Below are 12,658 nucleotides of genomic sequence, written 5' to 3'. Positions count from 1 at the left end.
ATACATAGATAGGGTTAGCGCTGACGCATAACCCCTTCTTGAATTGTTGAGGCAACTAAGTTGCCTTGGCGATCAAAAAATTGCCCTCTTACCAGCCCTCTGCCTGAGCTCGCACTCGGGCTGTCTATGGTGTATAAAATCCAGTCGTCTAATCTAAACGAGCGATGAAACCACATTGCATGGTCAATTGTTGCGACCTGCATATTTGGCTGCATAAACGACACGCCATGCGGCTGTAATGCAGTTGGTAAAAACTCAAAGTCAGACGCATAAGCCAATAGGTAATTATGAATACGCTGATCATCGGGCATATCACCATTTGCTCTAAACCAAATATGTTTAACTGGCTCAATCGCTTCTGGTTTAAAGGGGTTATGAAATGTCACAGGGCGCATTTCAATAGGCATTTCGCGAATAAATTTATTACGAATCACCTCGGGTATATGCTCAGCATTTTCTTGATAAAACTCAAGCGACGAACGTAGCTCTTCCGGTTGCGGTACATCTGGCATCGTTGCCTGATGCGAAAGTCCGTCTTCAACCGCCTGAAAAGATGCAGTCATATAAAAAATAGGCTTACCGTATTGAATTGCACTTACACGACGGGTACTAAAGCTTTTGCCATCGCGAATAGTTTCAACATCGTAAACGATAGGTTTAGCAGCATCCCCTGGGCGTAAAAAGTAAGAATGTAAAGAGTGAACAATACGTCCAGCCGGTAGGGTTTCCTTTGCTGCTGATAGCGCTTGCCCCATAACCTGACCACCAAAAACAGCTCTAAAACCCAAATCTTGGCTTTGCCCTCGGTATAACCCTTGCTCTATTTCTTCAAGTGTTAATAACGATAATAAATCATCTAAAACTTGGCTCATGATATGTTCCTCAATTCCCTAATAACTTAATGATACTATAGACTACAACTATGTAAATCTTTGTTAGGAATACAACTATGGCTTACTGGCTGTTTAAAACCGAACCCGATGCTTTTTCAATTGACGACCTAAAACACGCACCTAATCAAACAACATTATGGGAAGGTGTACGAAATTACCAAGCCCGAAACTTTTTGCGTGATGATGTTAAAGAAGGCGATTTAGTGATGATTTATCACTCAAGCTGCAAAAACGTAGGTGTAGCGGGTATAGCAAAGATAACAAGCGCAGCCTATCCAGACCCTACTCAATTTGACCTAAATAGCGATTATTATGACCCTAAAGCCACCAGCGATTCACCGCGTTGGGTAGTCGTTGACGTAACCTACCACCAACATTTGAATAAACTGGTTAGCTTAAAATCTATAAAAGCAAACGACAGTATTACAGAGTTGGCACTAAAAAAAGCAGGAAGATTATCGGTTATGCCCGTAACAGAGCATGATTGGAATGAAATTATGAATATGGCTAAAGAGTAAAGTTGTAACGCCGTACTTATTTTTTTACTGCTTTTTTCTTTTTGTGCCCGTGCTTGGGCACAATGGCAAAATACATAATGAGCCCTAACCACGAAAAAAAGATGATACCGATGAGCCAACCGTTTTTTTCGTGGCCTTGCGTACGCTTACTGTTTAGTACAATGACTACAGGTAAAATGTACGCACTTAAAATAACAATTAAAAATATAACTTCATTCATTATTTTTCCAAGCTTGACCAATCAACTTCGCCGCTCAATACACGCTCAACAGAAATATAGTGGAGAATATCACCTTCACTCACTTTATAATCCAAAGGTGGATTTAAGTCCATATTTTGAGCACTCAAGTTATGTGCAACACCCAACAAAATAGCGTCGTGCTGCCTTTTAAAATGATGAAACAAGGTGCCAAATTCCATTTCCTTACAGCCACTGGGTACTTTTAAGCTAAATTGTGTATCACCATGTAATGTAGAAAGCAGCTCTTCTTGTACTCGACTAGAGCCGGGGTCTTGCATTGAACGAACTAATATTTCAGCCGACTTAGCACTGCTACATTCTATATTTTGACAATGCTCCAGTAGCATATCGACCTTGGTTTCATCTAAAAAGTGAGCACTAATATGACACTCATCTTTTACTAAGCGGCTAATACGCAGCGCAGTAGTAAATGTTTGGTCGTCGTCTTGCCCATCAATAATTACTTTATCGGCGTGACTTATTGCTACACGCTCTAACTCTGCTAAATCAGTAAAGCTAGAAAGACGCGCAAAATCAACCTGCTCATTTGCTAAAAACGGATGATCCATCTGCTCTGTTACCGCGAGTAAAATACGACGTTCAGTGCGCTTTGTATCCGCCAAAATGTAATCAATCATTTTTTTAGTTCTGGTATCGTGCCAACCAAAAATAATGATGTGGTTATTACTGTGAGCAAAATCTTTATCACCAGTCATAGCGTGCCTAATTAAATAAGTAACAGTTTGCCCTGCTTTTCCAAGCAAAACACCAAATAAAGCTAAACCAAACGGAATTTGTATTAAAGCAACCACCCATCGACCAAGCTCTGTTGTCGGGCTAAAATCACCATATCCTACTGTTGACGTTGTCACTGTGTAATAGTAAAAAAAAGTGGTTATAGAGGTTAATGCCTGTTCGTTGGCAGCATACAGTAACAACCAGGTTACGAGCATATGAGTTAAAATTGCAAAGGTCACTGCTTGCCAGCTCAATTGATCAATATGAGCGCGAACAAGTAACGCTAACCTTTTAAATATCACCGGCATAATACAAAATCTTTGTTATTAAATTATCTATAAACAGTACGTTACTGTATGCCTTAGTTTTAATCAACGTTTAAGGTATAGACAGTATAAAACTGTCCCCTGTAATACTAATTGTGATTTGCACATAACCACATTTCGTGATTAATTAATCTACAAACAAACAAACACTAAACTGTATTTTTATGCTTAATAGAATAGCCACCCCATTTACAAAACTGGTTGAGCGTTACCTACCCGACCCATTTATATTTGTAATTTTGCTTACACTTATTACATTTGCCGCTGCCAGTATATTTACCCCTTCCAGCAGTATTAATGTACTGCACGCGTGGGGCAATGGGTTTTGGAACCTATTGAGCTTTGCTATGCAAATGCTGCTTGTACTTATTACAGGCTACATGCTGGCAAGTACACCTCTCATTAGCAAAGTATTAGAGAAACTAGCAACCTTAGCCAACACCGCGCCTAAAGCAATTATATTAGTTACTTTTATCTCACTTTTAGCGAGCTGGCTAAACTGGGGATTTGGCCTTGTTATTGGTGCATTGTTTGCCAAAGCTATTGCAAAACATACCCGTGTAGATTATCGATTATTAGTAGCTAGTGCCTATACTGGCTTTGTTGTATGGCATGGCGGCCTTGCAGGTTCAATTCCGCTAACTATTGCAACACCAGGACACTTTTCACAGGCAAGTATTGGTATTGTGAGTACAGATCAAACCTTATTTGCAGGTTTTAATATTGCCATTTTGATTGGTTTATTTATTATCGTCCCATTAGTAAATCGCTACATGTTACCCAATGACAACGACAGCGTTTATATCGATCCAACCCTATTAAACACCCGCACACCTGCAGCAAGTAAAATAACGCGTCCTTCGCAACATTTAGAACAAAGCAAACTGCTAGGTATGGGCATTGGCTTAATGGGGCTTGCCTACTTAAGCTATTACTTTTTTATCTCTGGTGGCGGCTTAAACCTCAATAGTGTAATTGCCCTGTTTTTATTTTTAGCTATTACGCTACATCAAACTCCTCACAATGTGCTTAATAGCTTACAACAAGCAATTCCGAGTGGTGCGGGAATTGTAATTCAGTTCCCTTTTTATGCCGGTATTATGGCGGTCATGGTCGATACAGGATTAGCACAACAGATATCACGTGGCTTTATTGCCGTTGCAGATGCTGATAGCTTGCCATTTTTTAGTTTTATAAGTGCAGGACTCGTTAATATGTTTGTACCCTCTGGCGGTGGCCAATGGGCGGTACAAGCACCCATTGTAATACCCGCAGCGCAAGAGCTAGGCGCCGATATACCTCGCGTTGCTATGGCTGTGGCATGGGGAGATGCGTGGACCAATTTAATTCAACCTTTTTGGGCACTGCCCGTATTGGCTATAGCGGGCCTAAAGGCAAGAGATATTATGGGCTTTTGCGTGGTACAACTAATTATTACTGGGGTGTTTATATCGCTGGTATTGAGCTTTTATTAATAAAGCTTTGCGCGTAGTTAAAAATTAACTACGCGCACAATTATCAGCTCGATAAAATTGTCATCGGCAAACTGAGTATTGGATTGTCAGAATCAGCAAAGTGCATCATCACTGCTACATGCCCTGCAACTACCAGTGCGTACATAACGGCTGAAAAACCTTGTCCGTATTTATCTAGTGGTATTAAATGCGAGTAATGTCGTCCGCGCCATTCAAATATAATTTCCAATGCGCCAACAAATAAAAAGAACACCAGTAACATTAAGCCAAATGTATAACTAAGCCATAAGCCAAAAAACACACCCAGCAAGCATACACTTAGTCCAATCCATGAGCGCATAGAAAAGCTGATACTCTTTAATACATGCCCACCATCTAGCGGTAAAATTGGCAGTAAGTTAAATAAATTAAGCAATGCACTGAGTACCGCAACACCAGCAAATATTTCCATCTCCGTGGCGTAATATAAAACAACACCCAACACAGAGGTTATTAAGCCAAAAGCAGGCCCCATGAGCGATATGACCACATCTTGCCAGCGGGTTGTTATTTTATCGTCACTTACTGCAAGTCCACCCACAAATGGGATTAAGTAAATACCTTTGGTTTTTATGCCAAAGTACTTCATAGCTCTTACATGCCCATACTCATGCACCACTAAACACGCAATAAGCATAAGCGCAAATTCAATGCTGAATAGCCAGGCATACCCAGCAACAGATGCACCAGCCAGCGCAGCCTTTACTACTTTTGCGCTTTTAAATAGTTTAAAGCCTAACGCAGCAAAACCTAAAAAACCCCTTTTAGGTTCACCATTAACTGGGGCTGGTAAAGCGAGCTGGGTAGCAAATTGCTCATCTACAAATAACGAAATACTTTGCTCGGCAGTTGTGCTGGTATCTATGCCTATTAATTTATCTTGAAAGTTAAATTGATAGTAATGTTCTCGAGGAGTATCAAACGCAATAGCTTGCTGGTTATGAAATACTTGTACTATTTGCTGCCCAGAAACCATTAATGAAAATGGCTGGTCAGCCAAGGTTAGGTCTATTCTTATCATAATTAAAGCCATTTAAAATAATCGCGCTAGTATACCGTTTGGCTAAAAAAACACGAGGGCAGGCGTTAACTATTGTATTAAATTTAAGTACCTAACAATAGCTAACGCTGCGAGTGAAAGGTTACTTTTCTTCTTCAGGATGTTCGTCTTCTTCACTTACAATATGCGCACTGCTGGCCAAACGCTTACGCCAGCGTTGCTTTGCCACTGCACGCATATTGGTTGACTGATCGCGTTCGTCGACTATTTCTAAGCCCATTAGTGATTCAATCATATCCTCAAGCGTTACTATGCCGCGCACTTCTCCATATTCATCCACGACTAAACATATGTGCGTACGCTGAGTTAGTAGCGTTTGCAATAATGACGATACATTTTGAGATGTGGGTACTGTGTAGATTGGTTTGATCAGCTTACTGATTTTATAATCGGTGCCTAAACGATGATACGCCAACATAATATCGTTTTTATGCACAAAACCGACAATGTCGTCGGCATCTTTATCAAATATTAATACGCGGGAAAACGATGACGAGCCGTGCTCATTTAAATATTGGTTTACTGTTAAGTCTTTATGTACTTTAAAAATAACTGTGCGCGGCGTCATTAAATCAGACAATTTTGCATGCCTAAAATGTAAAAGATTACGAATAATTTCAGACTCATCTTCGTGCAAAGCGCCAGATTCAGTGCCAATATCGGCCATGGCTTCTATTTCTTGGCGAATATAGTAAGCTTCGTCGTGCTTTGGTCCCATTAGGTTTGTTAACTTTTGCGCACACCATACAAAGGGCTTTAGCGAAATCACCAAAAACCGTAAAGAATAGGTAACACTTGGCGTTAAGGCTCGCCAATAATTAGCACCCAGAGTTTTTGGAATAATTTCAGAAAGAACCAATACCAATAAGGTCATAATTGCTGAGGCAATCCCCACTGCGGCATCAGAAAAAACCACGGCCGCTTGCGCTCCTACACCCGCTGCACCCGCTGTATGCGCGATGGTGTTTAAAGTCAAAATGGCTGCCAGTGGCTGATCTATATTATTTTTTAGTTTTTCAAGTTGCTTAGCAAGCACAGGTTGCTCTTTTCTAAGTGATGCAACATAGCTTGGCGAAATGCTTAACAGCACCGCTTCCATCACAGAGCACAAAAACGAAATAACAATGGCCACAACCATATAAACAATCAGTAAAGTCACTTTTTCTCCTTTATATTGGATATGTGAGCATGGTAACAATACATGCTATATTTGACCAAATACCCAATAATAACAGGCACAATAATGAAATTTAATGCACCTTGGTTTTACCGCAACAAGCAATTTAAACGAGCCTTAGGTTTATTTGCCTTTAGCAGTTTAAGCTTTGCAGCAATTGCTGAACCATTGGACAAATCAAAAATGCAATTTATCGGCCCCTTGGCCGAAGATATGCAATTAAAACCTTTTCAAACGCCGCATGGCTCAGCCATTATCAACAACCTTTTGCCACAATTACAAGCAAACTCAGACAGTTTTTCTATTTTCGGTAAAAAACAAAGCTGGCAGCCATTCAATAAAGTAAGCGCACTTACCCTTGGCGGACTGCAAGCACTAAAATTTAATATTGAAACAGAGCGTTTTACACAAGGCACCTTAACATTAAAAGGGATTGAAAAGGGGCAATTATTTATTAATGGCGAACCCCAAAAAGGGGATAAAAACAGTTATAAGCTTGCATTAACTAACTCCACCCACAGCGTTATTATTTTGGCGCAACAAGTCGCAAACTGGAGTGATGTGATTATTGATTTCACCCCTAAGAGTGACATTGATAAAATTACGCTAAATACATCATACACAAAGCGCTTATCAGCAAAGCAACTGTTTGATGCGCCAACCATGAGTAATATATCTTTAGCGCCTAACGCAGAGCAATACATAACCACTAAGCGCACTTACGACGATAAAACTCAAAATCAAGCCAACTTGGTTACCGAGTTAAAAAATACCGACAACTCAACTGTATATCGATTTATAGATGGGCAACCAAGCAACATTATTTGGAGCCCAGATAATCAGTACTTAGTGTATTTATTAAAGGGTGAGCTTAAACAACTTAATCGAAAAAGTTTAGCCATTAAAACACTGGCAAACGACTTAGCCGGCGCCAGTGGCTTCACCTTTTTTAACGACACCAGCCTAGTATTTAGCTGGTCAAAATCACTAGAGAGTAGCAACAACTTAACCAAGCATTATAAAGGCCTTCAAGATCGTTGGTCATACGCGCGCACCACCAGCCAACTTTATATGCTTGATACTAAAAGTGGCTTAACAAAAGCACTTAGCCAAGGCCCGCTTTCTCATAGCTTTGAAGATTTAAATAGTACGCGTGGAAAAGTATTAATGAGCCGTTCGGTTATGGCTATGCAAGCGTCTACTCACCCTGAGACAGAGCTCGTTGAGCTGGATATAAAATCAAACAAGCTCTTGTCACTTGGTAAATTTAAAACATTTAACCAAGCAAAATACGCAAACAAAGACGTGTATGTTGTTGCAGGTCCCGACTTTAAAAATGGCGCTGGCAGAGCGTTGCCAAAGTCAATGCTTGCTAATAACTACGACGGACAGCTTTACCTGTTAACTAACAACGGTAAAAATGTTACTGCGCTCAGTAAACAATTTGACCCATCGATTGGTCAGCTAAGCGTGTTAGAAAACGGCGATGCGGTACTTAAAGTGACCGAAAAAGATACCCAACCACTGTATTTATTTGACCTCAGTAAGCAGCGCTTTAAAAAGTTAAATACCAGTGTAGATATTGTAGAAAAATTTAGCGTTTCACATGGGCGCAATTCACAAGTGTTAATCACCGGCACAAGTGCTTTAGCACCGCAACAGCTCAAACGCCTTAATATCAGTAAAAACAAAACCGATCTTATTTGGGATTCAAAACCAATTGCTTATGCCAATACAACAATACCCACCCTTGAAGAGTTTAACTTTACTAATAAAAGTGGCGTTGAAATAACCGGGCGTGTTTATGTGCCAAGTAACCTAGATAAAACTAAAAAGTACCCTGCTCTTGTTTATTACTACGGTGGTACATCACCTGTTACCCGTGGTTTTACTGGCCGTTATCCATTTAGCTTATGGGCCGAAAACGGCTATGTGGTTTATGTAGTACAACCTACTGGCGCGACAGGTTTTGGACAAAAGTTCTCAGCACAACATGTCAATGCATGGGGTGATTACACCGCCGACGATATTATCGAAGGAACACAGGCTTTTTTAAAACAATACGACTACGTAGATAACACTAAGGTCGGTAATTTAGGTGCCTCTTATGGTGGCTTTATGACCATGCTATTGGCAACAAAAACCGATTTATTTAGCGCTTCTATTTCCCACGCGGGTATTTCAAACTTAACCTCTTATTGGGGCGAAGGGTGGTGGGGCTACTTATACTCTGGTGAAGCATCTAAAAACAGCTTCCCATGGAATAACGCCAATCTGTATAGCCAACATAGTCCGGTATTTCATGCAGACAAAGTAACTACACCATTACTGCTTATTCACGGTGACAGTGATACTAACGTACCCGTAGGCGAAAGCTTAACAATGTACACCGCACTTAAACTACTAAATAAAGACGTGGAGCTTATTGAGTATAAAGGCGCCGATCATCAAATTTTTGCGCGCGATAAGCGCTTTAACTGGTGGAATACTATGTTGGCGTATTTTGATAAAAAACTAAAAGACGAACCACAATGGTGGGATTCAATGTACGAAAATAAGTAATTTAAACCGGAATTTTATATCTTTATGAAAAGCGCCCTTGAATATGGGGCGCTTTTTTGATGCTTTATAATTATTTTAATATTTTTGAAATATTAAGTTACTTAAAACTAGCATGTAACCCCTTCTCAGTATTTACCTAATGGTGCTACCATACAAAGCTACAAGCATTTAAAATAAAGTACTATGGCTATTAATGTTTTATTGGTTGAAGACGATGAAATACTCGTTAAACGCATTCAAAATCATTTTGCAGAGACCGAATTTACAATAGAAGTAGACTCAACTGGCGCTGATGCATTGAGCATCGTTAGGCAGCGAGTAAACCTGCGTGATGCATTTACCCTCGCTATTATTGATATTGTACTGCCTAAAATAGACGGCCTTCAGCTCGCCAAAGAACTTAACACACTAACAGATATTGGTGTTATTGTGCTTTCTAGTCGTGATTCACAAGCAGACCGAATAGCAGGCCTTGCCCAAGGTGCTGACGACTATATTTGTAAGCCTGTTGATTTGCTTGAGCTTGAACTGCGCATGCGCGCTTTGTATAAACGCGTTGCCGTTAATATGGATAGCGACGAAAGTGAAGAGTTTATTGAATACGCCGACTTTAAATTACACCCCGATAATCGCACCCTTATTACCTCCTCGGGTGTTGAATCACGTTTAACTGAAGCAGAGCACAAAGTACTTATTTGCTTAATAAGTAACGCAGGTAAAGCCACTTCACGTGAAAAAATATCTGAAGAAATAGGCCAACCAGATTGGAGTCCTAACGATCGTACAGTCGATGTTCTTATTGGTCGATTACGTAAAAAACTAAACGATGAAAAAGATCAAAAGCGTATTGTCACTGTGCGCGGTAAAGGTTACATGCTCTCTTTATAGCCGCAAGTAAAAAAAGTTTAGCCTCAATTTTAGCTACTTAGTAAGTTGAGCAATTAAGCGCTCAAAGGCTCTGTAATTTAATGCCTCTTTTAAATCGTCTAAGCTAATTTTTTCATTTCCTTTTAAATCACTAATCGTTCGCGCTACTTTAATAACTCTATGGTAAGAGCGCGGCGATAAAGACAGCTTTTCACTGGCCTTAGCTAAAAACTGCAGCTCTGCTGGGGCAAGCTCACAGTGAATACTCATTTCTTTATTATTTAGCCGCGCATTCACTTTGCCTTGGCGTTTTAACTGTATGTAATAAGCCGCTTCTACCCGTGCACGCACTTGTGCGCTGGTTTCTTCTTGTTTAGTGCTTTGCAGTTCTACGCTAGTTAACCGTGGTAGCTCTATTTGCAAATCAATACGGTCAACAAATGGGCCTGATACACGAGATAAATAACGTATAACTTGATCGGGTGTTGCTCGTTTATCGGTATGGCTTCCAGTAGGACTTGGGTTTAACGCTGTAATTAGCTGAAACTGCGCAGGAAACTCCATTTGCCGCGCCGCACGTGAAATAGTTACCGTACCGGTTTCCATTGGCTCACGAAGGGAGTCGAGCACTTTACGCTCAAACTCTGGTAGTTCATCTAAAAATAATACCCCATTGTGTGCTAGCGAAATTTCACCCGGCTTAGGATTTGATGACCCCCCTACTAATGCAACCGCCGAGCAGGTATGGTGAGGATTACGAAAAGGGCGCTGCCGCCAGTTTGTTAAATCGATTGAATGACCAATAATTGAATAAAGTGCAGCAGTTGAAAGCGCCTCATCATCAGACATAGCCGGCATTATTGTGGCCATTCGCTGAGCAAGCATTGATTTACCGGTTCCCGGTGGACCTAAAAATAGCAGGTTGTGCCCGCCTGCAGCAGCTATTTCTAATACACGTTTAGCGCCGGGTTGACCTTTTACGTCGCTCAAATCGAGTAAAAAGTCAGGTGCTTGCGTACAGTCTGGATACTCTATATTTAACGGCAACGGCTGTTGGTTTAGTAAATCACCCCATACTTCTTGAATAGAGCTTACCGCTTTACGCTTTACGCCATTTACAAGGCTTGCCAGGCTATCATTAGCTATGGGTAAAAAACAGCAGCGGTTTTGTTCCTTAGCTGCAAGCACAGAGGGCAAAATAGCATTTACTCCGCGTACCTCACCGTTGAGTGCAAGCTCACCGTAAAACTCATATTTATGAATATCAGGGCACACTATTTGCCCTGATGCTACCAAAATGCCTACGGCAATGGCCAAATCAAACCGGCCACCGTCTTTGGGTAAATCAGCTGGGGCTAAATTAACAGTAATACGTTGATCAGGAAAACCAAATTGAGAGTTTTCAAGCGCGCTGCGCACTCTGTCTTTTGACTCTTTAACAGAGGCTTCGGGAAGGCCTACAATGTGGAATGCGGGTAAACCAGTTCCTAAGTGAACCTCTACAATAACTTCAGGGGCATTAATACCCACCTGAGCACGAGAATATATACGAGCTAATGACATTCCTTATCCTAATCAATCCTATGATTAAGTAAGTTTAGTCAGGATATTTAAAAACGTGTAATGTGATTTTCCATTTTATTGCTGAAAAACGTAAGAATAATGTCATCAACATTGCCAATACCATCGCCAGCTCAGTCACAAATGAAAAATACACACTAAGTGTATAAACAATACCACCCGCAATACAGGTAATGGCATAGAGCTCTCCTTTTAACAGCATAGGGATTTCGCGGGCGAGCACATCACGTATTAAGCCTCCAAAACAAGCCGTTATGACTCCCATTATGATTGCTGTCATTTCTGGCATACCTGCAAGTAGTGCTTTTTGAGTACCCATTACAGCAAAAAAAGCCAAACCGAATGCGTCTGCTATTTGAAGTGTGTAATACGGAATAGATTTTTGCTTATTAATAAGCCGAGATGTAATAAGTACAGCAGCTAAAATAGCAAAAAAATAGCTTTGATCATGTAGCCAAAATACAGGAACGTCTAGAATCACATCGCGAACAGTTCCCCCACCAATAGCGGTCACTGTTGCTAATACTACCACCCCAAAACCATCCATTTTTTTCTCGTAGGCCACTAATGTGCCTGAAATAGCAAACACAGCAATGCCGATTAAATCAAACCAGTGATACAGTTCTGTCATGTAAAAGTACACTTAAAAATATTTCAGCCGTTTTAACATACCCAGCACGAGGTGTTAAGTAATAACGAATTTAAAATGATTGGTATAGTATATGTGGTAAGTGTAATAACCACTTTGTTATTAAAAATCACTGAATTTCAGGCAAAAAAACACGCTTTTAGCGTGTTACTTTAATAGTGCTTTTATTTCAGTGTTTGCGGGAGCCGGATTTAAATAAGTGACCTTTGCTGGCTAATGGAGAGCTGAGACCGACGAGCTACCCATTTCACTGAATTTCAGGCATAAAAAAACACGCTTTTAGCGTGTTGCTTTATATAGTGCTTTTATTTCAGTGATTGCAGGAGCTGGATTTTAATAGATGGCCTTTGCTGGCTAATGAAGAGCTGAGACCGACGAGCGACCCATTTCACTGAATTTTAGGCATAAAAAAACACGCTTTTAGCGTGTTACTTTAATAGTGCTTTTTATTTCAGTGGTTGCGGGAGCCGGATTTGAACCGACGACCTTCGGGTTATGAGCCCGACGAGCTACCAGGCTGCTCCATCCCGCG

Annotated in this window: 11 protein-coding genes and 1 tRNA gene; 4 read left to right on the top strand and 8 right to left on the bottom strand. The window is 40.6% G+C overall.

Going from position 1 to position 12,658, the window contains the following annotated elements:
- Positions 1 to 14: 14 nt before the first annotated feature.
- Positions 15 to 872 (bottom strand): acyl-CoA thioesterase II, encoded by an 858-nt coding sequence (gene tesB, locus R0J88_RS10895; protein WP_006791363.1) that lies wholly within the window; start codon positions 870 to 872, stop codon positions 15 to 17.
- A gap of 77 nt (positions 873 to 949) precedes the next feature.
- Between tesB and R0J88_RS10890 the strand changes: the two genes are divergently transcribed.
- The gene (locus R0J88_RS10890) at positions 950 to 1,411 is read left to right on the top strand and encodes an EVE domain-containing protein (protein WP_058429970.1); all 462 of its coding nucleotides are present in this window, start codon (positions 950 to 952) and stop codon (positions 1,409 to 1,411) included.
- A gap of 16 nt (positions 1,412 to 1,427) precedes the next feature.
- Here the strand turns inward: R0J88_RS10890 and R0J88_RS10885 are convergent, their stop codons facing one another.
- Both R0J88_RS10885 and R0J88_RS10880 read right to left on the bottom strand, forming a co-directional pair.
- The gene (locus R0J88_RS10885) at positions 1,428 to 1,631 is read right to left on the bottom strand and encodes a PLDc N-terminal domain-containing protein (protein ID WP_006791365.1); all 204 of its coding nucleotides are present in this window, start codon (positions 1,629 to 1,631) and stop codon (positions 1,428 to 1,430) included.
- On the bottom strand, positions 1,631 to 2,698 hold the full coding sequence (locus R0J88_RS10880) for a potassium channel family protein (protein ID WP_010557641.1): 1,068 nt from the start codon (positions 2,696 to 2,698) through the stop codon (positions 1,631 to 1,633). The genes R0J88_RS10885 and R0J88_RS10880 overlap by 1 nt, the downstream gene beginning before the upstream one ends.
- Before the next feature lie 182 nt (positions 2,699 to 2,880).
- On the opposite strand from R0J88_RS10880, the gene R0J88_RS10875 reads away from it, so the two are divergent.
- On the top strand, positions 2,881 to 4,191 hold the full coding sequence (locus R0J88_RS10875) for a short-chain fatty acid transporter (protein ID WP_410899905.1): 1,311 nt from the start codon (positions 2,881 to 2,883) through the stop codon (positions 4,189 to 4,191).
- A 43-nt stretch (positions 4,192 to 4,234) separates the two neighbouring features.
- On the opposite strand, the gene R0J88_RS10870 is transcribed toward R0J88_RS10875, so the two are convergent.
- Both R0J88_RS10870 and R0J88_RS10865 read right to left on the bottom strand, forming a co-directional pair.
- Positions 4,235 to 5,251, bottom strand: coding sequence for a metalloprotease (locus R0J88_RS10870; RefSeq protein WP_010557639.1), 1,017 nt, complete (start codon positions 5,249 to 5,251; stop codon positions 4,235 to 4,237).
- A gap of 121 nt (positions 5,252 to 5,372) precedes the next feature.
- The gene (locus R0J88_RS10865; RefSeq protein ID WP_008129553.1) at positions 5,373 to 6,449 is read right to left on the bottom strand and encodes a hemolysin family protein; all 1,077 of its coding nucleotides are present in this window, start codon (positions 6,447 to 6,449) and stop codon (positions 5,373 to 5,375) included.
- Positions 6,450 to 6,533: 84 nt separating this feature from the next.
- Here R0J88_RS10865 and R0J88_RS10860 point away from each other — a divergent pair, with 84 nt between their 5' ends.
- Together R0J88_RS10860 and R0J88_RS10855 are read left to right on the top strand one after the other, a co-directional pair.
- Positions 6,534 to 9,029 carry an alpha/beta hydrolase family protein gene (locus R0J88_RS10860; protein ID WP_410899904.1) on the top strand — a complete coding sequence of 832 codons (2,496 nt, stop codon included), beginning with the start codon at positions 6,534 to 6,536 and terminating at the stop codon, positions 9,027 to 9,029.
- Positions 9,030 to 9,212: 183 nt separating this feature from the next.
- Entirely contained in the window at positions 9,213 to 9,917 is a 705-nt protein-coding gene (locus R0J88_RS10855; RefSeq protein WP_006791373.1) for a response regulator transcription factor, read from the top strand.
- Positions 9,918 to 9,950: 33 nt separating this feature from the next.
- Here R0J88_RS10855 and R0J88_RS10850 read toward each other — a convergent pair whose 3' ends face one another.
- The 3 genes from R0J88_RS10850 to R0J88_RS10840 form a co-directional block, all read right to left on the bottom strand.
- Positions 9,951 to 11,459, bottom strand: a complete 1,509-nt coding sequence (locus R0J88_RS10850; RefSeq protein WP_006791374.1) for a YifB family Mg chelatase-like AAA ATPase — start codon at positions 11,457 to 11,459, stop codon at positions 9,951 to 9,953.
- Between the two features lie 34 nt (positions 11,460 to 11,493).
- Positions 11,494 to 12,108, bottom strand: a complete 615-nt coding sequence (locus R0J88_RS10845; RefSeq protein ID WP_006791375.1) for a trimeric intracellular cation channel family protein — start codon at positions 12,106 to 12,108, stop codon at positions 11,494 to 11,496.
- A gap of 473 nt (positions 12,109 to 12,581) precedes the next feature.
- Positions 12,582 to 12,658, bottom strand: a tRNA-Met gene (locus tag R0J88_RS10840).

It is taken from the genome of Pseudoalteromonas sp. SIMBA_162, assembly GCF_046535955.1.
Lineage (GTDB): Bacteria > Pseudomonadota > Gammaproteobacteria > Enterobacterales > Alteromonadaceae > Pseudoalteromonas > Pseudoalteromonas marina.
The sequence above is the reverse complement of the archived record's forward strand: the minus strand, read 5'-3'. Positions and strand labels throughout refer to the sequence as shown.